We start from the raw sequence: 22,900 nt of genomic DNA, 5'->3' as shown, positions 1-22,900 counted from the left end.
GGGAAGCTTTTTAACCTCAGGTCATCATCATTGGCCATTCTGGCGGTGTCTGACTCATGACTTCAATCATCACATCTTTGATATTGCCCCAGATTTTGGCAATATCGAGCAGGGTGATGCCGAGCAAACCGGTGGCGAACCAGCAGGCGGCGGCAAGGCCGAGGCAGCTGCAGATCACCGCCAGACCGGCATAATCGCTTTTGCGAAGTTGGATATTCAGTGAACTGGCAAGAAACATCAGTACCGCGCTCACCAGGGGCCAGCGCAACAACACAACACTGGTAGTAATGGAAGCCATTAACCTGTCCTCAAAGAAAGTCGGGGAGCCATGGACGACCTGGCGCGACTGACGATGGCATAGCGCTCTGGTCTCAACTGGCGTACTAGAGAGTGATGAAACGCCATTTCTGTTTCATCAACTTGTGTGAACTATATCACATTTGGCGCTTTATTCACCAGTCAAAAAATGAGCTTTCGCTGCGCTTAATAACACTGCTATTTATGTGGATATTAGTAAGTAACCCCTGATGATCTTATTTTCATTCTCTTGCTAATGATTATTATTCTGCGGGTTTTATTACTTGTTCTTGTTTAATACACGGAGAAACCGAGTCAGAAGCGCGTCTATTCTTAATCTTGGCGGAATATCTTCCGAATACCTGATAAATAAGTATTATTCTTCCCTGTCAGTGGTAAAGCTGACGCCCGTGAGGGCTGGCGGAAATCGGCTGATGTCTATCGCAGTCGCGATTGCTAACGTGTTTGGGCTACCTTAATTAAGGCATATCGCATGGATGTAAGCGTAAATGGGTGACAGTACGCCGCATAAGGCGCTAAGGCTCATCGGAACGGGTTTGGTTATTTTATTGCCAGTGGTACTGGCATTGTGGTTTGCCCAACTGCGGGCAAAAGCCGAAACCATTGATCAATTACACTCATTTTCGCAGCTGGCGCTGCAAAAAACGGAAATGGTCATCCGCGAAGCGGATCAGGCCCGGGCGAAAGCCAGCCAGTATCGCGGGGAGCTGTGCTCAGCGGACCATCAGCGTTATTTATTGCATATCGTTCGCGGCCTGCTGTATGTGGAAGATCTGATCTACGCTAACGGTCAGCGCTTTATCTGTTCAACGTCCGTTCATCAGCAAACCGGCTGGCGGATGCCGGCGGCCAATTACACCAAAAAGCCGGATGTCGCGATTTACTATTACCGGGACACGCCGTTTTATCCCGGCTTTGCTATGAATTATATGCAGAAGGGGCCCTATGTGGTGGTGGTCAATCCCTTCTCGTTCAGCTCAGTGATCGCCAGCGATCGCGATTTAGCCTATGGCGTGTTCGATACCAAAACCAACCTCTTTTTCTCGGTTAGTAACAATGTCGAGCCCGCGGAGCTCCATGCGTTAATTCGCGAAGGCGATACCTTTTTTAATCAGAATGGCCGGGTGTATACGATAGCCCGCTCCGCTATCCGGCCGATCGCCGTCATTATGTCCACCTCGCGGGCCAGCTATTATCACAACTTTTGTGACCAGGCCAGCCTGACGCTGCCGCTGGGAATCATCTGCAGTATTTTACTGGTGCTGGTGTGGTCGCGTACCCGCCGGCAGTATCACTCGCCGCGCAATATGCTGCAGCGGGCTCTGAGCTGCCGCCAGCTGCGCCTGCACTACCAGCCGATTATCGATATTAAAAATAACCGCTGCGTCGGGGCGGAAGCGCTGCTGCGCTGGCCAGGGTTTGACGGTCCGGTGATGAACCCGGCGGAGTTTATTCCGCTGGCGGAAAATGAAGGCATGATTGCCCAGGTGACGGACTACGTGGTGGATGAGCTGTTTTACGAAATGGGAGAGTTTCTTGCCAGCCATCCGCAGCTGTACGTGGCGATCAATCTCTCTGCGTCGGATTTCCACTCGGCGCGGCTGATTTCACAGATCAGTGAGAAAGCGCGCAGCTATGCGGTCTGTATCGGGCAGATCAAAATCGAAGTAACCGAGCGGGGGTTTATCGACGTACCGAAGACTACGCCGGTGATTCAGGCGTTCCGCGAAGCGGGCTATGAAATTGCCATCGATGATTTCGGTACCGGCTATTCGAATCTGCATAATCTGCACGCCCTGAACGTCGATATCCTTAAAATCGATAAAACCTTCGTTGATACGCTGACCACCAACAACACCAGCCACCTGATTGCCGAACACATCATCGAGATGGCGCGCGGGTTGCGTCTAAAGACTATCGCGGAAGGCGTGGAGACGCCTGAGCAGGTAAGCTGGCTCTACAAGCGCGGCGTGCAGTATTGCCAGGGCTGGCTGTTTGCGAAAGCGATGCCGGCGCGGGAGTTTATGCAGTGGTTAGCCAATGCGCCCGCGCCCGTGAACGTGCCTCAGCCGTCGCGTCACGCGGAGATCTGATGGCGGTAGTCGCTGGGGGTGCGGTCGAACTCCCGGCGGAAGACCCGCGAGAAGGTTTGCTGCGAGACGTAGCCCAGATCCATGGCGATATCAAAGATTGGCCGCTGGGTGGTTCGCAACGCCTCCGCCGCCAGCAGCAGACGGCGCTGACGAATATAATCCCCCAGCGTCTGATGCATCACGGTGCGGAACATCCGCTGCAGGTACCACTTCGAGTATCCTGACTTTCTGGCGACTACATCAATGTTAAGTGGTTGATCGATATGTTCATCAATCCATTCAATCAGTGTTTGAATAATATCCTGATGGGACATAAAGCGGCCTCTCTCAATTCTCGATTCGTCGTTTTGTCTGCGGGCGAGTATAATTCCTCAAGTTAACTTGAGGTAAAGCGCTTTATGGAAAAGAAATCACCCCGCATCAAAATGCTGCTGACGCCCGGGGAAGTGGCAAAACGAACCGGCGTGGCGGTCTCGGCCCTCCATTTTTATGAGAGTAAAGGGCTGATCCACAGCCAGCGGAATGCCGGCAATCAGCGGCGCTACCGGCGCGATGTCCTGCGCGCGGTGGCGATTATCAAAATTGCGCAACGTATCGGCATCCCGCTGGCCACCATCGGCGACGCGTTTGGCGTGCTGCCGGAAGGGCACAATCTCAGCGCAAAAGAGTGGAAAATGCTGTCATCCCAGTGGCGCGAGGAGCTGGACCGGCGTATCCACACCCTGACGGCGCTGCGCGACCAGCTCGACGGCTGCATCGGCTGCGGCTGTTTATCGCGGCGCGACTGCCCGCTACGCAACCCGGGCGATAAGCTGGGGGAAGAGGGGACCGGCGCCCGGCTGCTGGAGGAGGAGTGATAAAACTAAAGCGCCACAACTGGGCGCTTTAGTTGTTTTCCGGTCTTGGTCTTTAGCATTATCTCGTTGGTTCACGAGAGGGTTTCCCCCGACGTCGACGTCCCTCAATATTGCGCAATCTGTTGATGGAGGTTCCGGTTTGCGTCGACACTTTAACTATGGCATCCGCCGCCGTTTTTTCCTCACTATTTTGCCGAAATTTTCCCGGCAATCCGCGCCTGTTCCTATAGTTAATTTGAACAAACCACGGGAGAGGCCCATGCTGACGGTACATCATCTTAATCAGTCACGATCGCAACGCGTACTGTGGGCGCTGGAGGAGCTACAGCTGCCTTATCAGATAGTCCGCTATCAGCGGGAAAAGTCGATGCTGGCGCCAGCGGCATTGAAGAAAATCCACCCGCTGGGGAAATCGCCAGTGCTGGAAGACAACGGCTATGTGCTGGCGGAGTCCGGCGCGATCCTTGAGTATTTGCAGGAGAGCTGGGACAGCGATGGGCTGCTGAAGCCACAGGGCGCGGATGACAAACTGCAGTACCGCTTCTGGCTGCACTATGCCGAAGGCTCGCTGATGCCGCTGCTGTTAATGAAGCTGGTGTTCGCCAGCCTCGGCAAACCCCCGGTGCCCTTTGGCGTCCGCTCGCTGGGCTCGCTGCTGGGCAAAGGTATACAGAAAGCGTGGCTCGATCCTCAGCTGGCCACCCATGCGCGGTTCATTGACGACGATCTTGCCACACGGCCATGGTTTGCCGGCGATCGGCTGAGCATGGCCGATATCCAGATGAGCTTCCCGGTGATGGCGCTGCTGGCCCGCGGCGGCATGCATGATCTTCGCCATATTGAGGCCTGGCGACAGCGGGTGGAGCAGCGCCCGGCCTGGCAGCGGGCTATCGAGCGCGGCGGCCCCTTCACCTTACCCGGCGCCTGAAGTATCAGCGGATCCGATGACGCGGCTAAATGAAAGCAACTCACTAAAAAATTGTTAGCGGATTGCGCATGGACGATAACGTTTGCGCATCGGCTGGTTATTTTCTGTTCGTCATAAGCGAAATTTAGCGAAATACGATAAACATCGGTTGAAAAGGGTTATCTAAAGGCCGGATAATCGTTTGCCTTTCTGTTTTGCTCCCTCTTTTTTCTGCTAGCCGGGGGGAGTTGATAAGGTTGACACACCGTAGTGTATGCGCGGAGTTAAACGTTTGCTTTTTTGCGGCCCCCCTGGCGCTGCGATTCGGTACAAGGAGATCGCGTTTAACTGGCAGTGGAAGGTCCACCACGCATATCAACGAACAATAAAAATTTTCAGGGGAAGTTTTCTATGTCTACGCCTTCAGCGCGTACCGGCGGTTCATTAGACGCCTGGTTTAAAATTTCGGCGCGCGGTAGCACCGTGCGTCAGGAGATTGTTGCAGGTCTTACTACCTTTCTGGCAATGGTGTACTCCGTCATCGTGGTGCCGGGCATGCTCGGAAAAGCGGGCTTCCCGCCGGCCGCGGTGTTTGTTTCTACCTGTCTGGTGGCGGGCGTTGGCTCGCTGGCGATGGGATTATGGGCAAACCTGCCGATGGCCATCGGCTGCGCTATCTCGTTGACCGCTTTCACCGCCTTCAGCCTGGTGCTGGGGCAGCACATCAGTATTCCGGTGGCGCTCGGCGCGGTATTCCTGATGGGCGTCCTGTTTACGGTGATCTCGGCAACCGGCATCCGCAGCTGGATCTTGCGCAACCTGCCGCAGGGTGTGGCCCACGGTACCGGGATCGGGATCGGTCTGTTCCTGTTGCTGATTGCCGCCAATGGCGTTGGCCTGGTGATCAAAAACCCGCTGGACGGTCTGCCGGTGGCGTTGGGGAACTTTGACAGCTTCCCGGTGGTGATGTCGCTGATTGGCCTTGCGGTGATCATCGGTCTGGAAAAAATGAAGGTACCGGGCGGTATTCTGCTGACCATTATCGGCGTGTCGATTGTCGGCCTGATTTTCGATCCTAACGTCCATTTCTCCGGGATTTTCGCCATGCCATCCCTGAGCGATGACCAGGGCAACTCGCTGATTGGCAGTCTGGATATCGTCGGCGCGCTAAATCCGGTCGTGCTGCCCAGCGTACTGGCCCTGGTGATGACGGCGGTCTTTGACGCCACCGGCACCATCCGCGCGGTGGCCGGTCAGGCGAACCTGCTGGACAAAGACGGACAAATCATCAACGGCGGTAAAGCGCTGACCACCGACTCCCTGAGCAGCGTCTTCTCTGGCTTAGTCGGGGCGGCGCCGGCGGCGGTGTATATCGAATCGGCGGCGGGTACAGCAGCCGGCGGTAAAACCGGCCTGACCGCGGTGACGGTAGGGGTCCTGTTCCTGCTGATCCTGTTCCTCTCTCCGCTCTCTTATCTGGTGCCGGCCTACGCGACCGCGCCGGCGCTGATGTACGTCGGCCTGCTGATGCTGAGCAACGTGGCGAAGATCGATTTCAATGACTTTGTTGACGCCATGGCTGGCCTGATCACCGCGGTGTTTATCGTGCTGACCTGCAACATCGTGACCGGCATCATGATCGGTTTCGCGACCCTGGTGATCGGCCGTCTGGTCTCCGGCGAGTGGCGCAAGCTGAACCTCGGCACGGTGATTATCGCTGTGGCGCTGGTGGTGTTCTACGCCGGCGGGTGGGCGATTTAAACCCTTTGTGCTCCTCACGGGCGGCTCAGGCCGCCCGTTTTATTTTTAAGCCACATCCTGTTTCCATTTGCGTTAATCTGGGTAGCGTATGATTCAAAGGCAAGACGCCTCACAGGTATAAAAGAAAACGCAGCAAACAGGGAACACATGGAAATATTCTTTACCATCCTCATCATGACCCTTGTGGTCTCACTCTCCGGGGTAGTGACGCGCGTACTGCCCTTTCAGGTTCCACTCCCACTGATGCAAATCGCCATTGGCGCGCTTCTGGCGTGGCCGACCTTTGGTTTGCATGTTGAATTTGATCCAGAGCTGTTTCTAGTCCTGTTTATCCCGCCGCTGTTGTTCGCCGACGGCTGGAAAACGCCAACTCGCGAATTCATTGAGCACGGTCGAGAGATCCTCGGCCTGGCGCTGGCGCTGGTGGTCGTAACGGTGGTCGGCATCGGCTTTCTGATTTACTGGATTGTGCCGGGCATTCCGCTGATCCCGGCGTTCGCGCTGGCGGCCGTGCTGTCGCCGACCGATGCCGTGGCGCTCTCGGGTATCGTCGGGGAAGGGCGGATACCGAAAAAAATCATGGGTATTTTGCAGGGTGAGGCGCTGATGAACGACGCCTCCGGCCTGGTCTCGCTCAAGTTTGCCGTCGCGGTGGCGATGGGCACCATGGTCTTTACCGTCGGCGGCGCCACCGTCGAGTTTCTGAAAGTGGCGATTGGCGGCGTGCTGGCCGGGTTTGTGGTGAGCTGGTCGTATGGCCGCTCGATGCGCTTCCTCAGCCGCTGGGGCGGTGACGAGCCCGCCACGCAGATCGTCCTGCTGTTCCTGCTGCCGTTTGCCTCCTATCTGATCGCCGAACATATCGGCGTCTCCGGCATTCTGGCGGCGGTGGCGGCAGGGATGACCATCACCCGTTCCGGCGTGATGCGTACCGCGCCGCTGGCGATGCGCCTGCGCGCCAACAGCACCTGGGCGATGCTGGAGTTTGTCTTTAACGGCATGGTGTTTCTGCTGTTGGGCCTGCAGCTGCCGGATATCCTCTCCAGCTCGCTGGTGGCGGCGGAAGCCGATCCCAATGTCGAGACCTGGATGCTGTTTACCGACATCATCCTGATCTATGCCGCGCTGATGCTGGTGCGTTTTGGCTGGCTGTGGTCGATGCGTAAGCTTAGCCAGCGCTTCCTGAAGAAGAAACCGATGGAGTTTGGCTCCTGGACCACGCGCGAGCTGCTGATCTCCTCCGTTGCCGGGGTGCGCGGGGCGATTACCCTCGCTGGTGTGCTCTCTATTCCGCTGCTGCTGCCGGACGGGAATGTCTTTCCGGCGCGCTATGAGCTGATTTTCCTCGCCGCCGGGGTGATCCTGTTCTCGTTGTTCGTTGGGGTGATTGCGCTGCCAATCCTGCTGCGCCACATTGAATCGAGCGATAATGTGCAGCAGCGGAAAGAGGAGCGTCTGGCGCGCGCGGCGACGGCGGACGTGGCGATTGTGGCGATCCAGAAGATGGAAGAGCGGCTGGCGGCGGATACCAAAGAGAATATCGATAACCAGCTGCTGACCGAAGTCAGTTCGCGGGTGATCGGTAACCTGCGCCGCCGCGCCGATGGTCGTAACGATGTGGAAACCTCGATGCTCGAAGAGAGCCTGGAGCGGCGCTTCCGCCTGGCGGCGCTGCGCTCTGAGCGCGGTGAGCTGTACCATCTGCGCGCCACCCGGCAGATCAGTAACGAGACGCTGCAGAAGCTGCTGCACGACCTCGACCTGCTGGAAGCGCTGTTGATCGAAGATCAGTGATCGTCAGACCCGGTGGCGTAGCGCCACCGGGTGATCTCTCGTAACGCAAGTGTGCCCGCGGGCAGCTGACGCCTTACCGGGCCGACAACCTCCGCGGTATCCACCCGATGCGCACCAGCCTGGCGCCGCCAGGCGTTATTCCAGCCAGAACGCTTTACTGCACGCCAGCCAGGCCTCAGCGCTGCGCGACATATACACGCCTTCCCGCCAAATCATCCCCAGCTCCCAGCGCAGCTCGCTTTGCAATGGGATCCAGCAAAAGTTCTGCGGGTCGAGACGCTGGCAAATCGGCTCCGGCAGGATCGCCACGCCAATGCCGGCCTGCACCATGGCGGCGAGAAAATCCCACTGACCGCTGCGCACAGCGATCCGCGGCTTCACGTCGTGCTCGCTAAACAGGCGCATCAGCTGCTGGCTGAGGGCAAATTCCTCGTTGTAGATAACCAGCGGATGCGCCGCCAGCTCCGCCGGCGAGAGCGACGTTTTGCCTTCCCACGCCGCGGTCCTGGGCGTCAGGACGCACAGTGGGTGGTTGAACAACGGCAGGGTGGTGAGGCTGCTGCCCTCTTCGATGGGCAGGGCGGTCATCGCCATATCAAGTTCGCCATTGCTGACCGCCTGCTGGACCGTCAGGCCGCCAAACTCGGCGATTTTCAGCTCGACGCCCGGGTAGCGCTGGCGGAAACGGCTGATCGGCTCCGCCATCAGCATCCCGACCATCGGCGGAATGCCAAGACGCAGCACCCCCTTATGCAGGTGATTGATATCGCTCAGCTCTGACTCCAGCTGGCTGAACTCGCCGAGGATCGCCTGGCCGCGTTCAAAAACCACGCGCCCGGTATCGGTAAGCAGCAGTTTGCGGCCGTCGCGGATCAACAGCGTGCAGTTCAGTTCATCTTCGAGATTTTTGAGCATCTTGCTGATGGTGGGCTGTGTGACAAACAGCTTTTCCGCCGCGCGAGTAAAACTCTGCTGACGAACCACTTCAACGAAATAGCGCAGCGTTCGGATATCCATAATTATTCCCTGAGACTATACCTGCGATGATTTTAATTCATTTCTGTCCGCGTCGGCGGCTCTCTATACTGCATGCCTGACTTCTTTTTTCAGGACTATCGCTCATGGCCTTCGCGCCAGCTCGCGTTGCCCCTGCTGTGGCGCAGCGACTTCAGATCCCGATACAGGTACTGCTCTACGTCGGGTTATTCATCTTCGCACAAAATCTGGTGAACAGGTGGCAGGTACCCTTACCGGCCAACTTAGTGGGCATGGTGATGCTCTTGTTGATGATCGTTTGCCGGGTGATCCCCCTCAACTGGGTTCGCGCCGGCGCCCGCTGGCTGTTGGCGGAGATGCTGCTGTTTTTCGTCCCGGCGGTGGTGGCGGTGGTCAATTATGCCCAGCTGTTGATGGTCGACGGATGGCGTATTTTCCTGGTCATTGCGTTAAGCACGCTGATGGTGCTCGGCGCTACGGCCTGGGTCGTTGACAAGGTTTATCGTTACGAAGTGAACAGGATAAAAAAATGAGCGATGCCACGCTAAGTATCCTGTGTCTGGTGGCGACGCTGGGCCTCTATTACGCTAACAAAAAACTGTATCGCCGTTTTCATAAACTGCCGTTGATGCCGCTGGTATTTACGCCGATCCTGCTGGTGCTGATCCTGGTGGCAGGCCATATCTCTTATCAGAGCTATATGGGAGAGACCCACTGGCTGCTCTGGCTGCTGGGCCCGGCGACCATCGCCTTTGCCGTCCCGGTCTATGAAAATATCGCGGTGATCAAACGCCACTGGATGTCTCTCAGCGCAGGGGTGGTGACGGCGGTGGTGGTAGCGGTGACCAGTTCCGTGTGGCTGGCGCGCGGATTGATGTTGTCTGACGAAATACAGCGTAGCCTGGCGGTGCGTTCGGTGACCACGCCTTTTGCCCTGGCGGCGGCGAAACCGCTTGGCGGTCAACCCGATCTGGTGGCGCTGTTTGTGGTGATCACCGGCGTCTTTGGTATGGCGGTGGGGGACATGCTGTTTTTACGTCTTGCTATCCGGGAAGGGATGGCGAAAGGGGCCGGGTTCGGGGCGGCCTCCCACGGTGCCGGAACCGCGCGCTCCTATGAGCTGGGCCAGCAGGAGGGCGTAGTGGCCAGCCTGGTGATGATGCTCTCAGGTGTGGTCGTCGTGCTGGCTGCGCCGGTCGTGCGCTGGCTGCTGTTTTAACATGGTCCCGTAACCGGATATTATGAAATATTGAGGGGGAGAATAGTTATGGACTATTTTCCCCTGTTTTTGTTTATACCCGTTATTACTCATCATAAAAGATTAAGTCGATTCTTATGTTTCTCCTGAATTTGTAAGAAAATATTTCAAAGGCGTCGATTATTTAATTGCAATCTAAATATAATTCAGTGTTTTTATTATTTTCACGAATTATATAACTGCTTATCCAAGTGATTTTTAAGGTTTTTTATGTCGCGCCGCTAATCTTTTAATACGCGTTGTATAAAAAATAGCATATCTGTTGATAATTGAATTTTAACCATGTGTTAGTTATTCTTTTTACGCGAGCTTGTATTATTGAATGGATTCATAGTGGGTCGTTTATTTCTGCATAATAGTGCCTGTCATCAAGCCGATAGCATGTAAATGCCGGCATGACGCCGCGCTGATTGAATTTCATTCTCTAATATCGCTGCATAAAGCAATTGACGGACTGATTGTCGTTTATAATGGATATGGGAATAAATATGAAGATGAGTAAAAAATTTCTGGCAGGTGCCCTGATTTTCTCTGCCTGCAGCGCGCTGTCTACCGTTGCCCAGGCTGATAACACCATTACCTTTAATGGCATTGTTTCAGATACTACCTGTACGGCGACCATCGATGGCGGTGTGACTGCCATTGATATGGGTACCACCTCGGTGGCGGACCTGAAAGCGTATACCTTCGGCGCAGCCAAAAATTTCTCTTTTAGCTTAGCGGATTGCCCGACGGTGGAAGAGGGGGGAAATAACTCCGCCCGCGTGACTTTCGGCGGGGTTTCCGATACCGCGAATAGCGATTACTTTAAAAACCAGGCTACGGAAGACGCAGCAACGGGCGTCGCTGTGGCGCTGTATGACGAAGCCGGTAGCCTGATGAAAAATAACGAAGAAGGTTCCGATGTCGATATCTCTTCCGGTGCCGCAACGATTCCGTTCACCGTTAAGATGGTGAAATCGGGCTCTGGTGAACCGACAAAGGGTGCCGTTCAGACAACGGTAACTTATAACGTGACCTATCATTAATTCTGCATTTTATTGAAGGGAGAAAGGGGGATCGTCTGTTATTCCCCTTATTTAAGCGTATGAGATATCCTTTTTTTGTGGTTGGTTTAGTGCTGTCGTCTTCTATCGCGCAAGCCAGCGTGGTGGTTGGCGGTACGCGCCTTGTCTTTGATGGTACGAAGAATAACGCCGTTATTAGCGTTGAGAATAAAGATCAGAACAGCAATATCGTGCAGTCCTGGCTCTCTGTGGTTGATGCTGCTTCACCAGCAAAAGATGCATTTATTATTACACCACCGCTATTTCGTCTTAAAGCCAGAGAAAAAGGATTTGTGCGTATTGTCCGTTCAGGAAAGATGTTACCAGACGACCGCGAATCCATGTTTTGGCTAAATATTAAAGGGATCCCGGCGACGGAATATATTCCTGATAAAAATGTCGTGCAGTTTGCTATCAACTCGAAAATAAAATTAATTTACCGGCCTGCCGCGTTAAAAGGTAATACACCAGAAAGCTATGCCGACAAATTACAATGGGGTAAAGAAGGGGCGACCCTAACGGTAAAAAATAGTTCACCAGTGTATATGAATTTCTCGCAGGTTAGTGTTAACGGTAAAAATATTTCTGGTGCATGGTTTGCAGCCCCGTTTTCGACTTTAAAAATACCCGTCAGGAGTAACCTGTCCTCGGCAGGAAAAAAAGAAATCACATGGAGCGTGATTAATGATTATGGTATGTCAGGGAAGAAATATACCGCTCTTATTCAGTAGCGTTGAGCCGCTATTTCCAACTAAAAGTCTCTGCGTCGCTATTTTTCTGTGCCTGAGTACCCTACCTACTTGCGCTGAGGCCGGCGAATATTTCAACCCAAACCTACTCGAAGTCACCGCTAATAGTGCGACTTCAGTTGATCTGTCTTATTTTTCGCAAGATGGCGTACCGCCGGGTACTTATTACCTGGATGTTTTCATCAATGATAAGTATGTCGGTTCTGAATCGCTCCTGTTTCAGGTAAATAACCCTGACGCTGGTGCAAACGCAACGGTGACTCCCTGTCTTTCTACGGAGTTTCTTCATTCATGGCTCATCAATACCGCCGCCTATCCGAAGCTGTTCGAGGCAGGAAAAACCTGTGCTCAGCTGTCGGCGATCCCGGGCGTGACGTTTACGGTTTCACTTGCCCAACAGCGGATAGATTTTACCGTCCCACAAGCCGCCATGCTGAACCGTCCCAGGGACTATGTGCCGGAGAGCCAGTGGCAGCAGGGGATTAACGCCGCTATTCTCAACTACAGCATTTCCGGGCAGCGCAATACCCCGCGACATAACGGCGCGACTATCGACAGCCAGTTTATCAGCCTGCAGCCTGGCGTGAACCTGGGGCCGTGGCGCCTGCGCAACTACAGCACCTATAGCCACAGCGACAATAGCAGTCGCTGGGAGTCGGTATACTCCTATATCACCCGCGATATCCAAACCCTGCGCAGTCAACTGGTGGTGGGCAACACCTATACGTCGTCCGGCATCTTCGACAGCATGAGCTTTACCGGCCTACAGCTCAGCTCAGATAAAGAGATGCTGCCGGATAGCCTTCACGGGTTTGCGCCGACGATCAAGGGTATTGCGCGTACCACCGCTGAGGTCTCGGTCTATCAGAATGGCTATAGCATTTATAAAACCACCGTTGCACCCGGCGCCTTTGAAATAAAAGATCTTTACGCCACCGGCAGCGCCGGCGATCTGTACGTCAGCATTAAAGAGTCTGACGGCAGCGAGCAAAACTTTGTGGTGCCATTCGCCTCGCTGGCGATCCTGCAGCGCGAGGGCCAGCTGGACTATGCGCTGAGCAGCGGCAGAACGCGCTCAGGTAGCTCCGACGATAAAGAATATAACTTTATTCAGTCCTCTCTGGTTTATGGCGTGACCAGCAACGTTACTCTTTATAGCGGCTTTCAGCAGGCGGAAGATAAATACACCAACTTGCTGTTAGGCGCCGGTTTTAATCTTGGGACTATCGGCGCCCTCTCATTTGATGGTTCTCAGTCATGGGCTGATGTCAACGCCAACGCTGCGGCCACATCGACCAGTAAAGAACAGGGGCAATCTTATCGCGTCCGCTTTAGCAAAAGTTTTCTCCAGACCGGGACCAACTTTTCCGTGGCCGGTTATCGCTATTCCACCGCGGGATACTATTCGTTTCAGGATTTTGTCGATAACGCTTCCACTCAGTATGACTGCTGTACCAGCAACGGCAGAACGAAAGGCCGTTTTGACGCCTCGGTGTCACAGACGCTGTTTGGCTATGGCTCACTTTCGCTGTCGCTGATCAATGAAACCTACTGGGACAACTCGCGCATGGCGTCGGTCGGGGTGGGCTATAGCGGAGCAATCGGCAAAGCCTCCTACTTTATTAACTATTCCTATAACCGCAACGTGCAGAACACCGATGACAGCGGTCATAACCGGCCGGCCAGCGATACGGTCGTCTCCCTGACGTTAAGCATTCCGCTGGGAGACTCACTCTCCGCGAATTACACCATGAACCATGGCCGCCATAACGACACCACGCACAGCGTGGGACTTAACGGTTCAGCGTTCGAGGATCGCTCCCTGAACTGGAGCGTGCTGGAAGGGTACAACACCCAGGATAAGAGCACTTCCGGCAACCTCAGCGTCAACTACCAGGGGGCAAAAGGCGACGCGGCGGGCGGCTATGGCTACGACCGCTACAGCAATCACTACAACTATTCGCTGCGCGGCGGCATGGTCGCCCATTCAGGTGGGCTCACGCTGTCACGCTTTCTGGGGGAGAGTTCGGCGCTGGTCGAGACCCCCGGCGTCAGCGATGTGACGGTGCGCGGCCAGACAAACGTGACGACGGATGCCACCGGATATGCCGTGGTGCCCTACGTCCGTCCATACCATCGTAATAGCCTGGCGCTGGATGAACAGGAAATACCCGGCGCTGAAGTGGATAACGTTGCCAGAACGGTGGTACCGACGCGCAACGCGATCGTCAAAGTGCAGTATGACACGCGAATTGGCTATAAGGCGATGCTCACACTGCGCACCCGCAGCGGGGTGGTGCCCTTCGGCGCGCTGGTGACCCTCGATAACGCCCGGCCTAACACCAGCGTCTCGCGCAGCAATATCGTTGGCGATGAGGGGCAGGTTTACCTGACGGGGTTGCAGAAAAAAGGCCAGCTGCTAGCACGCTGGGGGGACAAAAGCAGTGAGCAGTGCACCGCTCATTATGATTTCTCCAGCACCACGCTGAGCGACAATATTCAGTTTTATCAGGCCATCTGCCGATAATGGCCGCACGTTCGCAACAGGAAAAAAGGGCTGATATGAGCATTAAAGACTGCGGAGCAGGGGGCTGTGTACTGGCTAGCCTTTTACTGCTCTCCGCTCCCGGGTTGGCTTACGAGAGCAACAGCACGGTCAATTTTAAGGTTACGGGCACGATCGAAGCGCCCTCCTGTGAGGTGGCCGTGGAGCCGTCGAATCGTATTGATTTAGGCACCGTTCCTTATCAGACGTTCTCCGGAAAAGCGGGATCGAGCAGCGCCAGCGTGCCGGTTAAGCTGCTCTTTTCCAACTGTTCCGCCTATGCGTCGGCAGTGACGATCACATTCAGTGGGTCCGGTTTCGATGAAGCCCATGCTTCGATCTATAAAAGCTATATGACAGGCAATAGCGGGGCCAGCGGCGTAGGTTTGCAACTGCTCAGCATGGCCGACCAGCAGCCGCTGGGCCCCGGTAACCAGTATCTCTTCACCTTTGATAGCGAAGCGGACATCCACACGTTCACCATGGCGGCACGGATGTACTCACCTTATGGCCAGGTGAGTCCCGGCATTGTCGGTTTTACCGCCACGTTTGATGTGGCTTATAAATAATGATTTCGACAGGGAAGTTTATGAAAAAGCTTATTTTATTTTTCATTGTGGTGCTGATCCCCTCCTACAGCTGGGCGTTATGTGAGGGGAAAAATTATGGCGATATCTCGATGACTAACCTGCCGGAAAAAATACTGATCAACGCCGGAAATTATACCGCGGGTACGGTGCTGTACGATTCCGGGAAAATGAATCACGCGCAAACGTTTATGCTCAATTGCCAGGGGCAAATTTACGCGGTGTTTGCCTGGTCTTCGAGCAATGCCGGGGCGTTGGTCGGCGATAACATCTATACCACCTCGGTGCAGGGGATCGGGATACGCGTTAAAGTGTGGCTTAATATCAGTGGTGAATATGAGAACGATACAGATGATTTCACTCCCGACTCGCAGGTGCATTATATCGGCGATGCCAACTTTAAACTCGGTGAACCTAATGGCTTTTTGGATTTCTACGCTTCCACACATTACACCCCGGCGTATCAGCTGCAGCTGGTAGCGACTGGCGGCGCGATTGCCAGCAATAGTACATTATCCTTTAACGACCCGGTGGCGACGGTATCGGCAAAGGATAAGTCAGGCTCGGTAGCGATTTCCCAACTGCATATCAGCGGAACCACCAGCATCCAGATGATCCCGATGGGGTGCGATGTCAGTAGCAATAATCTTAGTTTTGCCATGGGCAGCATCAATACCGGCGAGTTTAATAGCGCGACGAAGGTAGGATCAGCGCGGCAGTCCATGAATCTCTTTTGCGAGCCGGGAACCAATGTTTCGATGCGGGTGGTGGCGGCGGAAGCGAGTGGGAATAATCCTGATAACACCGTAATGGCCTTAACGGCAGAAGAGAATGTTGCCACCGGGGTGGGGGTCCAGTTGAATCTGGATGGCGAAGCGCTGCCGCTGAATACCGACATCAGCCTCTATACCTCGAGCCGTACGACGGTAACGAACGACGGCGCAGATGCCAGCTATAGCTATTTCACCCATCCCGACAGTCCTGGCGGGGCAGCCGCTCAGCAGTCGCTCGCTTTTTCCACAAACTATTATAAGACGGGAAGTATAGTGACAGCAGGTTCAGCAAACGCAGCAGGGGTGATCACCTTCACCTACAACTGACGGGGGCAGAATAAGCCCCTTCCCCGGACGATGCCGGGGAAGGGGGAGAAGATTAATGCGCCTGGCCGCGTTCGATACCAATCCCGGTTTGTGAACGAATGAACTGGGCGCGGAACTGCTCGCGCTCGCGCATTCCTTCCGGTGAGTTATCGGTCGCGGAGAAGAGCCAGATACCGATGAACGCGATAGCGATGGAGAACAGCGCCGGGTATTCATACGGGAACAGCGCTTTCTCATGACCGAGGATCTGCACCCAAATGGTCGGGCCGAGGATCATCAGAATCACCGCCGTCAGCAGACCCAGCCAGCCGCCGATCATCGCCCCGCGGGTGGTCAGCTTCGACCAGTACATCGACAGCAGAATGATCGGGAAATTACAGCTGGCGGCAATAGAGAACGCCAGGCCGACCATGAAAGCGATATTCTGATTTTCGAACAGGATGCCCAGCAGAATGGCCACCACGCCGAGGATCAGCACCGTAATTTTGGAGACCTTCAGCTCCTGACGCTCGGTCGCCCCTTTACGGAAGACGTTGGCGTACAGGTCGTGCGACACCGCTGAGGCGCCCGCCAGCGTCAAGCCAGCGACCACCGCCAGAATGGTGGCGAAGGCGACCGCGGAGATAAAGCCGAGGAACAGGTTGCCGCCCACCGCATCCGCCAGATGCACCGCCGCCATATTATTGCCGCCGATAAGCTGCCCGGCCGCGTCTTTGAACACTGGGTTCGCGCCGACCAGCATGATGGCGCCGAAGCCGATGATAAAGGTCAGAATATAGAAGTAGCCCATAAAACCGGTGGCGTAGAACACGCTTTTACGCGCTTCTTTGGCGTCGCTCACGGTGAAGAAACGCATCAGGATATGCGGCAGGCCGGCGGTACCAAACATCAGACCGAGGCCAAGGGAGAGCGCGGATATCGGATCTTTCACCAGCCCACCCGGGCTCATAATCGCCGCGCCTTTCGGGTGGACGGCCATCGCTTCGGTAAACAGATTATTGAAGCTGAAGCCGACGTGCTTCATCACCATAAAGGCCATAAAGCTGGCGCCGAACAGCAGCAGAACCGCTTTGATAATCTGCACCCAGGTGGTCGCCAGCATGCCGCCGAACAGGACATAGAGCACCATCAGGACGCCCACCAGCACCACCGCAACGTGATAGTTAAGACCGAACAGCAGCTGGATCAGCTTGCCGGCGCCGACCATTTGGGCGATCAGATAGAGGGCCACCACCACCAGCGAGCCGCAGGCGGAGAGGGTGCGGATCGGTCCCTGTTTGAGACGATAGGACGCCACGTCGGCAAAGGTGTAGCGGCCAAGGTTACGCAGACGTTCGGCAATCAGAAACAGGATAATCGGCCAGCCGACAAGGAAGCCCAGCGAGTAGATCAGACCGTCGTAACCGGAGGTATACACCAGCGCGGAGATACCAAGGAACGACGCTGCCGACATAAAGTCGCCGGCAATCGCCAGCCCGTTCTGGAAACCGGTGATATTGCCGCCGGCGGTGTAGTAATCGCTGCGCGAACGCACCCGTTTTGACGCCCAGTAAGTGATGTACAGGGTCAGGGCGACGAAAATCAGGAACATGACAATCGCTTGCCAGTTGGTCGGCTGGCGCTGTACCGCGCCGGTAATGGCGTCTGCGGCCTGAACGCCGAGGGGCAGCAGCGTGGCGGCGAGCGCCGTCAGGACTCTCTTGATCATGCTTTTACCTCGTTGAGAACGCTCTTGGTCAAACGGTCAAATTCACCGTTGGCCCGCCAGACATAAATACCGGTGAGAACAAACGAAATGACGATCACCCCGATGCCCAGCGGGATCCCGCGGGTGACGCTGGTCCCGGCGTGCAGCGGCGTGCCGAGCCAGCCTGGCGCGAAGGCGATAAGCAGAATAAAGCCCACATAGATCACTAACATAATCACTGACAGAATGGCGGCAAACCGTTGCCGTGATGCTACCAGCTCCCTGAAATGCGCACTATTTTCTATCCGCTGACAAAGTTGTTCATTCATCTTAGCGTCTCCAGAGGTCTCCCTTTCGTCATCCACGCAGCGGACGCTGGCGACAGCAACCCCTCCGGCGTTAAAGGCCGGGATACGGTTCGCTGACGGCGTTCCTGCGAGTGAAATCCTGGGGGAGGGACTTATTTTTATCCTCTCCCCGGTGGGGGAGAGGGTGTAGGGAATCGGTCCTTACTTAAGAAGGCATGGTAATGGCCTGCTTCTCTTCGAGCAGTTTTTCCACTACGCCAGGATCGGCGAGAGTCGAGGTATCGCCGAGGTTGCTGGTGTCGCCCGCGGCGATCTTGCGCAGAATGCGGCGCATAATTTTGCCCGAGCGGGTTTTTGGCAACGAATCGGTCCAGTGCAGAACATCCGGCGTCGCCAGCGGGCCAATCTCTTTACGCACCCAGTTACGCACTTCCGCATACAGCTCCGGCGTCGGTTCTTCACCGTGATTGAGCGTCACGTAGGCGTAGATAGCCTGGCCCTTGATGTTGTGCGGAATACCGACCACTGCCGCTTCGGCGATTTTCGGGTGCGACACCAGCGCCGATTCGATCTCGGCAGTACCCAGACGGTGGCCGGAGACGTTCAGAACGTCATCCACGCGGCCGGTGATCCAGTAATAGCCATCTTCATCTCGGCGCGCGCCGTCGCCGCTAAAGTACATATTTTTGAAGGTGGAGAAGTAGGTTTGCTCAAAGCGCTCATGATCCCCGAACAGGGTTCGCGCCTGGCCGGGCCAGGAGTCGGCGATAGCAAGATTGCCCTCGGTGGCGCCATCCAGCGGCAGCCCTTCGTTATCCACCAGCACCGGCTGAACGCCGAAGAACGGGCGGGTAGCGGAGCCAGCCTTCAGCTCAATCGCCCCCGGCAGCGGGGTGATCATAAAGCCGCCGGTTTCGGTCTGCCACCAGGTGTCCATCACCGGGCACTTCTCGTTACCGATCTTCTTCCAGTACCACTCCCAGGCTTCCGGGTTAATGGGTTCGCCGACCGAGCCGAGAATGCGCAGTGAGGAGCGGTCCGTGCCTTCGATAGCCTTGTCGCCTTCCGCCATCAGGGCACGGATCGCCGTCGGAGCGGTATACAGAATGCTGACCTTATGCTTATCGACGACCTGGCACATACGCGCCGGGGTTGGCCAGTTCGGCACCCCTTCGAACATCAGAGTGGTGGCGCCGCAGGCCAGCGGGCCGTACAGCAGATAGCTGTGGCCGGTGACCCAGCCGACATCGGCGGTGCACCAGTAAATATCGCCCGGGTGGTAATCGAAAACGTATTTAAAGGTGGTGGCCGCGTAGACCAGATAGCCGCCGGTGGTGTGCAACACCCCTTTCGGTTTACCGGTGGAGCCAGAGGTATAGAGGATGAACAGCGGATCTTCGGCGTTCATCTCGACGGGGCGGTGTTCGGCGCTGGCGTTCGCCATCAGATCGCTCCACCACAGATCGCGGCCTTCCTGCCAGTCGATTTTACCGCCGGTACGTTTCAGGACCACGACGTGTTCAATGCTGTTGACGTTCGGGTTTTTCAGCGCGTCATCGACGTTTTTCTTCAGCGGGATGGCGCGACCGGCGCGCAGCCCTTCATCCGCGGTGATCACCAGGCGCGAGCTGGAGTCGATAATGCGTCCGGCCACCGCCTCCGGCGAGAAGCCACCGAAAATCACCGAGTGGATGGCGCCGATGCGGGCGCAGGCCAGCATCGCCACCGCGGCTTCCGGCACCATCGGCATATAGATGGCGACCACGTCGCCTTTTTTAATCCCGAGGCCGAGCAGCACATTGGCGAAGCGGCAGACGTCCGCATGCAGTTCACGGTAGGTGATGTGCTTGCTCTGGCTGGCGTCGTCGCCTTCCCAGATGATGGCGGTTTGATCGCCGCGCTCGGCGAGATGGCGGTCGAGGCAGTTGGCGGCGAGGTTCAGGGTGCCGTCTTCATACCATTTGATGGAAATGTTACCCGGCGCAAAGGAGGTATTTTTCACGCGGGTGTAGGGGCGCATCCAGTCAAGGATTTTGCCCTGCTCGCCCCAGAATGTATCAGGGTCGGTTATGGATTGTTGATACTGCGCCTTGTACTGATCCGGGTTAATCAGGCAACGTTCCGCAATGTTAGCGGGAATAGGGTGTTTGTGTATTTGGCTCATGGCTTTTTTTCTCCTTTGAACTTGTTAAATATATGTCAAACAAACGTTAAGAGTAGGGGTTTTGGCAGCTTTGTTTGTTAATTGGGGGGCAGATCACGCAATGATTCAACTGAGTGAAATTTCGTCAAATGAAACTTTGAAGTGAAATAATTACGCAAATGAATTTATAGAAACGGAAGATGTGAAATATTTTTTATTACAAATACTTATGCATTGTAACTGGGGAAAATTCGTGACTTTATGCAGAAAACCAGAAGAAAGCCCTATTCTTAAAGGCTTGCGCAGCATGCCGTGCAAATGATACTGATATTGCGCGTTAAATAACCCCACAAAGCAACGCAACACAATTCATACCCCCTGCAGTGGGTACCATGACGAAAAGGAATGGTGCCTTTCATTGAGGAAGTCTGTAGTGAAGAAAACAAAAAAAGTCAGTCTGGCCTGGCAAATTTTGCTAGCTCTGGTGCTGGGTATCCTTTTGGGCAGTTATCTGCATTACCACGCCGAAAGTCGCGATTGGTTGATTAGCAATTTGCTGACGCCGGCGGGCGATATCTTTATCCATCTGATTAAAATGATCGTGGTCCCGATTGTTATTTCGACCCTGGTGGTCGGGATTGCCGGCGTGGGCGATGCCAAACAGTTAGGCCGGATCGGCGCCAAAACCATTATCTATTTCGAAGTGATCACCACGGTGGCGATCGTGCTGGGTATCACCCTGGCCAACGTCTTCCAGCCGGGAACGGGCATTGATATGTCGCAGCTGGCGGCGGTTGATATTTCGAAATACCAGAACACCACCGCTGAGGTGCAGAGCCATGCGCATGGCCTGATGGGCACCATCCTGTCGCTGGTGCCGACCAACATCGTGGCGTCGATGGCGAAAGGCGATATGCTGCCGATTATTTTCTTCTCGGTGCTGTTTGGTCTGGGGCTCTCCTCGCTGCCGGCGACGCACCGTGAGCCGCTGGTGACGGTCTTCCGCTCCATCTCCGAAACCATGTTCAAAGTCACCCATATGGTGATGCGCTATGCGCCGATCGGGGTGTTCGCCCTGATTTCAGTGACCGTCGCCACCTTTGGTTTCGCCTCGCTGTGGCCGCTGGCCAAGCTGGTGCTGCTGGTTTACTTCGCGATCCTGTTTTTCGCGCTGGTGGTGCTGGGGATTGTCGCCCGCCTGTGCGGCCTGAGCATCTGGATCCTGATCCGCATCCTGAAAGATGAGCTGATTCTGGCTTACTCCACCGCCAGCTCCGAGAGCGTGCTGCCGCGTATTATCGAGAAAATGGAAGCCTATGGCGCGCCGGCGTCGATCACCAGCTTCGTGGTGCCGACCGGCTACTCCTTTAACCTCGATGGCTCAACGCTGTATCAGAGCATCGCGGCGATCTTTATCGCCCAGCTGTACGGCATCGACCTCTCCATCTGGCAGGAGATCACCCTGGTACTGACCCTGATGGTGACCTCGAAAGGGATCGCCGGCGTGCCGGGCGTCTCTTTTGTGGTGCTGCTGGCCACCCTGGGCAGCGTCGGGATCCCGCTGGAGGGCCTTGCCTTTATCGCCGGCGTCGACCGTATCCTCGACATGGCGCGTACCGCGCTGAACGTGGTGGGCAATGCGCTGGCGGTGCTGGTTATCGCCAAGTGGGAGCATAAGTTCGACCGCAAAAAAGCGCTGGCGTATGAACGCGAAGTGCTGGGCAAGTTTGATAAAACCGCGCAATAAAACACAAAGCCCGGCGCGAGCGCCGGGCTTTTTCTTATCCTTTACTGATCCTGTCAAACTCTTCGCAGCCGGTATCAAACCCCTCCAGGCAACTGACGTTAAGCCAGTGCAGCGCCTTCTGCTTATTCGGTTCGATAAAGCCTTTCTCTCCCTGCTGGAACATCATCCCGGCCCAGTATTCGGCATAGCCGGTCCGCGAGAGCGCCGAGCTGCCTTTAAAGTAGGCGCTCGCTTTCACTTCATCTTCCGGGCCGTGCACGCCGCTGGCGTAGATCAGCCCCAGCAGCATCTGGGCGTCTACCGCCGCATCGCTTTCGCTGTCCCGGGCGGCATCCTGCAGAAGCGTGATGGCGTGCGCCACGTCGGTGGGGCCAGCCTGACGGTTCACCAGCACTCGCGCGAGGACGATCTCCCCGGATTTACTGCCGGCCTCGACGGCTTTTTCCGCCAGCTGGCGAGCCTGCGGATAGTCCGCCTGCTGCGGATTGCGAATTTTTAGCTGCGCCAGCAGGGCCAGCGCGTCGCCATCGCCCTGCGCCGCTGCTTTCTGTGCCCAGAATTCGGCTTTCTGATAATCGCCGGAGCTAACCCAGGTATCCGCAAGGTAATATTGCGCGCGTCGATCGCCGGCTTCCGCCTGCTGTTGATACCGGCTACCCGGTTCGGTGGCCACCGCTGCGCCGCTGGTAATGACCAGTAAAAATAAAAAGAGGTATTTCATTTGTATTTATTATCAGCAAGGAACATAGCGCGCAGTATAAAGGGAGGCGAAAAAGAAGAAAATGACAGGGATCGGTAGGTAGAGCGGATTCTCTCTACCTACCGCAGGTACGCGGGCACGGCGCCGCTTGTATGCCGGGTGGCGGCTGCGCCTGACCCGGCCTGGGGAGGGAGGCGCGCCTGCCAACCGTAGGCCCGCGCAAGCGCAGCGCCGGCGGGCGACAGACTACGGACACGGCGCCGCTTGTAAGCCGGGTGGCGGCTGCGCCTGACCCGGCCTGGGG

Annotated in this window: 20 protein-coding genes and 1 pseudogene; 14 read left to right on the top strand and 7 right to left on the bottom strand. The window is 55.8% G+C overall.

Translation table 11 applies throughout. The features are described 5' to 3' along the window. Positions 1-16 precede the first annotated feature (16 nt). Positions 17-298 carry a YjcB family protein gene (locus ABLV04_RS05645; protein WP_002885064.1) on the bottom strand — a complete coding sequence of 94 codons (282 nt, stop codon included), beginning with the start codon at positions 296-298 and terminating at the stop codon, positions 17-19. A 508-nt stretch (positions 299-806) separates the two neighbouring features. Between ABLV04_RS05645 and ABLV04_RS05640 the strand changes: the two genes are divergently transcribed. Continuing rightward, positions 807-2,411: an EAL domain-containing protein gene (locus tag ABLV04_RS05640; RefSeq protein WP_023291645.1), complete on the top strand. Its 1,605-nt coding sequence runs from the start codon at positions 807-809 to the stop codon at positions 2,409-2,411. On the opposite strand, the gene soxS is transcribed toward ABLV04_RS05640, so the two are convergent. Beyond that, a complete protein-coding gene (gene soxS / locus ABLV04_RS05635; RefSeq protein ID WP_023291646.1) occupies positions 2,396-2,725 on the bottom strand; it encodes a superoxide response transcriptional regulator SoxS in 330 nt (109 codons plus the stop codon). The genes ABLV04_RS05640 and soxS overlap by 16 nt on opposite strands. 84 nt (positions 2,726-2,809) lie before the next feature. Between soxS and soxR the strand changes: the two genes are divergently transcribed. The 4 genes from soxR to ABLV04_RS05615 all read left to right on the top strand — a co-directional run bounded on the left by soxR (position 2,810) and on the right by ABLV04_RS05615 (position 7,730). Next, a complete protein-coding gene (gene soxR, locus ABLV04_RS05630; protein ID WP_004206331.1) occupies positions 2,810-3,268 on the top strand; it encodes a redox-sensitive transcriptional activator SoxR in 459 nt (152 codons plus the stop codon). Positions 3,269-3,527: 259 nt separating this feature from the next. Then, complete coding sequence (locus tag ABLV04_RS05625) at positions 3,528-4,196, top strand: glutathione S-transferase (RefSeq protein WP_348815465.1); 669 nt, start codon at positions 3,528-3,530, stop codon at positions 4,194-4,196. 390 nt (positions 4,197-4,586) lie between these two features. Then, positions 4,587-5,936: an NCS2 family permease gene (locus tag ABLV04_RS05620; protein ID WP_004206333.1), complete on the top strand. Its 1,350-nt coding sequence runs from the start codon at positions 4,587-4,589 to the stop codon at positions 5,934-5,936. Between the two features lie 147 nt (positions 5,937-6,083). After that, the gene (locus ABLV04_RS05615) at positions 6,084-7,730 is read left to right on the top strand and encodes a Na+/H+ antiporter (RefSeq protein WP_004206334.1); all 1,647 of its coding nucleotides are present in this window, start codon (positions 6,084-6,086) and stop codon (positions 7,728-7,730) included. Positions 7,731-7,865: 135 nt separating this feature from the next. Here ABLV04_RS05615 and ABLV04_RS05610 read toward each other — a convergent pair whose 3' ends face one another. Next, positions 7,866-8,747 (bottom strand): LysR family transcriptional regulator, encoded by an 882-nt coding sequence (locus tag ABLV04_RS05610; protein ID WP_017900105.1) that lies wholly within the window; start codon positions 8,745-8,747, stop codon positions 7,866-7,868. 104 nt (positions 8,748-8,851) lie between these two features. On the opposite strand from ABLV04_RS05610, the gene ABLV04_RS05605 reads away from it, so the two are divergent. The 7 genes from ABLV04_RS05605 to ABLV04_RS05575 all read left to right on the top strand — a co-directional run bounded on the left by ABLV04_RS05605 (position 8,852) and on the right by ABLV04_RS05575 (position 16,011). Next, on the top strand, positions 8,852-9,259 hold the full coding sequence (locus tag ABLV04_RS05605) for a CidA/LrgA family protein (protein ID WP_023291648.1): 408 nt from the start codon (positions 8,852-8,854) through the stop codon (positions 9,257-9,259). Continuing rightward, the gene (locus ABLV04_RS05600) at positions 9,256-9,945 is read left to right on the top strand and encodes an LrgB family protein (protein ID WP_023291649.1); all 690 of its coding nucleotides are present in this window, start codon (positions 9,256-9,258) and stop codon (positions 9,943-9,945) included. The genes ABLV04_RS05605 and ABLV04_RS05600 overlap by 4 nt, the downstream gene beginning before the upstream one ends. A gap of 509 nt (positions 9,946-10,454) precedes the next feature. Next, positions 10,455-11,012: a fimbrial protein gene (locus ABLV04_RS05595; protein WP_072096590.1), complete on the top strand. Its 558-nt coding sequence runs from the start codon at positions 10,455-10,457 to the stop codon at positions 11,010-11,012. A gap of 59 nt (positions 11,013-11,071) precedes the next feature. Next, positions 11,072-11,761 carry a fimbrial assembly chaperone gene (locus ABLV04_RS05590; RefSeq protein ID WP_048336458.1) on the top strand — a complete coding sequence of 230 codons (690 nt, stop codon included), beginning with the start codon at positions 11,072-11,074 and terminating at the stop codon, positions 11,759-11,761. Beyond that, positions 11,715-14,306 carry a fimbria/pilus outer membrane usher protein gene (locus ABLV04_RS05585; RefSeq protein WP_023291650.1) on the top strand — a complete coding sequence of 864 codons (2,592 nt, stop codon included), beginning with the start codon at positions 11,715-11,717 and terminating at the stop codon, positions 14,304-14,306. The genes ABLV04_RS05590 and ABLV04_RS05585 overlap by 47 nt, the downstream gene beginning before the upstream one ends. 35 nt (positions 14,307-14,341) lie before the next feature. After that, the gene (locus tag ABLV04_RS05580; RefSeq protein ID WP_048336460.1) at positions 14,342-14,893 is read left to right on the top strand and encodes a fimbrial protein; all 552 of its coding nucleotides are present in this window, start codon (positions 14,342-14,344) and stop codon (positions 14,891-14,893) included. Positions 14,894-14,913: 20 nt separating this feature from the next. Then, positions 14,914-16,011: a type 1 fimbrial protein gene (locus ABLV04_RS05575; RefSeq protein WP_023291652.1), complete on the top strand. Its 1,098-nt coding sequence runs from the start codon at positions 14,914-14,916 to the stop codon at positions 16,009-16,011. 52 nt (positions 16,012-16,063) lie between these two features. Here the strand turns inward: ABLV04_RS05575 and actP are convergent, their stop codons facing one another. The 3 genes from actP to acs form a co-directional block, all read right to left on the bottom strand. Beyond that, positions 16,064-17,716, bottom strand: a complete 1,653-nt coding sequence (gene actP / locus ABLV04_RS05570) for a cation/acetate symporter ActP (RefSeq protein WP_032429245.1) — start codon at positions 17,714-17,716, stop codon at positions 16,064-16,066. Then, positions 17,716-18,027 (bottom strand): DUF485 domain-containing protein, encoded by a 312-nt coding sequence (locus tag ABLV04_RS05565; RefSeq protein WP_004206350.1) that lies wholly within the window; start codon positions 18,025-18,027, stop codon positions 17,716-17,718. Before ABLV04_RS05565 ends, actP begins: the two co-directional genes overlap by 1 nt. 184 nt (positions 18,028-18,211) lie before the next feature. Further along, entirely contained in the window at positions 18,212-20,170 is a 1,959-nt protein-coding gene (acs, locus tag ABLV04_RS05560; protein WP_004206352.1) for an acetate--CoA ligase, read from the bottom strand. Between the two features lie 100 nt (positions 20,171-20,270). Here acs and ABLV04_RS05555 point away from each other — a divergent pair. Together ABLV04_RS05555 and gltP are read left to right on the top strand one after the other, a co-directional pair. After that, positions 20,271-20,471, top strand: a pseudogene (locus tag ABLV04_RS05555) (hypothetical protein). A 111-nt stretch (positions 20,472-20,582) separates the two neighbouring features. Then, entirely contained in the window at positions 20,583-21,896 is a 1,314-nt protein-coding gene (gene gltP / locus ABLV04_RS05550) for a glutamate/aspartate:proton symporter GltP (protein WP_004206354.1), read from the top strand. Positions 21,897-21,930: 34 nt separating this feature from the next. Here gltP and ABLV04_RS05545 read toward each other — a convergent pair whose 3' ends face one another. Then, positions 21,931-22,617: a tetratricopeptide repeat protein gene (locus ABLV04_RS05545; RefSeq protein WP_178944984.1), complete on the bottom strand. Its 687-nt coding sequence runs from the start codon at positions 22,615-22,617 to the stop codon at positions 21,931-21,933. Between the last annotated feature and the right edge of the window lie 283 nt (positions 22,618-22,900).

The organism is Klebsiella sp. JN_Kp127, assembly GCF_040062505.1.
Taxonomy (GTDB): Bacteria; Pseudomonadota; Gammaproteobacteria; order Enterobacterales; family Enterobacteriaceae; genus Klebsiella; species Klebsiella quasipneumoniae.
Note: the sequence above shows the minus strand (reverse complement) of the source record. Positions and strands in the feature narration are given on the sequence as shown.

Coding starts and splice junctions, on each gene's coding strand:
- ABLV04_RS05645 (WP_002885064.1), bottom strand. CDS start 298: ATGGCTTCCATTACTACCAGTGTTGTGTTGTTGCGCTGGCCCCTGGTG.
- ABLV04_RS05640 (WP_023291645.1), top strand. CDS start 807: ATGGGTGACAGTACGCCGCATAAGGCGCTAAGGCTCATCGGAACGGGT.
- soxS (WP_023291646.1), bottom strand. CDS start 2,725: ATGTCCCATCAGGATATTATTCAAACACTGATTGAATGGATTGATGAA.
- soxR (WP_004206331.1), top strand. CDS start 2,810: ATGGAAAAGAAATCACCCCGCATCAAAATGCTGCTGACGCCCGGGGAA.
- ABLV04_RS05625 (WP_348815465.1), top strand. CDS start 3,528: ATGCTGACGGTACATCATCTTAATCAGTCACGATCGCAACGCGTACTG.
- ABLV04_RS05620 (WP_004206333.1), top strand. CDS start 4,587: ATGTCTACGCCTTCAGCGCGTACCGGCGGTTCATTAGACGCCTGGTTT.
- ABLV04_RS05615 (WP_004206334.1), top strand. CDS start 6,084: ATGGAAATATTCTTTACCATCCTCATCATGACCCTTGTGGTCTCACTC.
- ABLV04_RS05610 (WP_017900105.1), bottom strand. CDS start 8,747: ATGGATATCCGAACGCTGCGCTATTTCGTTGAAGTGGTTCGTCAGCAG.
- ABLV04_RS05605 (WP_023291648.1), top strand. CDS start 8,852: ATGGCCTTCGCGCCAGCTCGCGTTGCCCCTGCTGTGGCGCAGCGACTT.
- ABLV04_RS05600 (WP_023291649.1), top strand. CDS start 9,256: ATGAGCGATGCCACGCTAAGTATCCTGTGTCTGGTGGCGACGCTGGGC.
- ABLV04_RS05595 (WP_072096590.1), top strand. CDS start 10,455: ATGGATATGGGAATAAATATGAAGATGAGTAAAAAATTTCTGGCAGGT.
- ABLV04_RS05590 (WP_048336458.1), top strand. CDS start 11,072: ATGAGATATCCTTTTTTTGTGGTTGGTTTAGTGCTGTCGTCTTCTATC.
- ABLV04_RS05585 (WP_023291650.1), top strand. CDS start 11,715: ATGATTATGGTATGTCAGGGAAGAAATATACCGCTCTTATTCAGTAGC.
- ABLV04_RS05580 (WP_048336460.1), top strand. CDS start 14,342: ATGAGCATTAAAGACTGCGGAGCAGGGGGCTGTGTACTGGCTAGCCTT.
- ABLV04_RS05575 (WP_023291652.1), top strand. CDS start 14,914: ATGAAAAAGCTTATTTTATTTTTCATTGTGGTGCTGATCCCCTCCTAC.
- ABLV04_RS05565 (WP_004206350.1), bottom strand. CDS start 18,027: ATGAATGAACAACTTTGTCAGCGGATAGAAAATAGTGCGCATTTCAGG.
- acs (WP_004206352.1), bottom strand. CDS start 20,170: ATGAGCCAAATACACAAACACCCTATTCCCGCTAACATTGCGGAACGT.
- ABLV04_RS05545 (WP_178944984.1), bottom strand. CDS start 22,617: ATGAAATACCTCTTTTTATTTTTACTGGTCATTACCAGCGGCGCAGCG.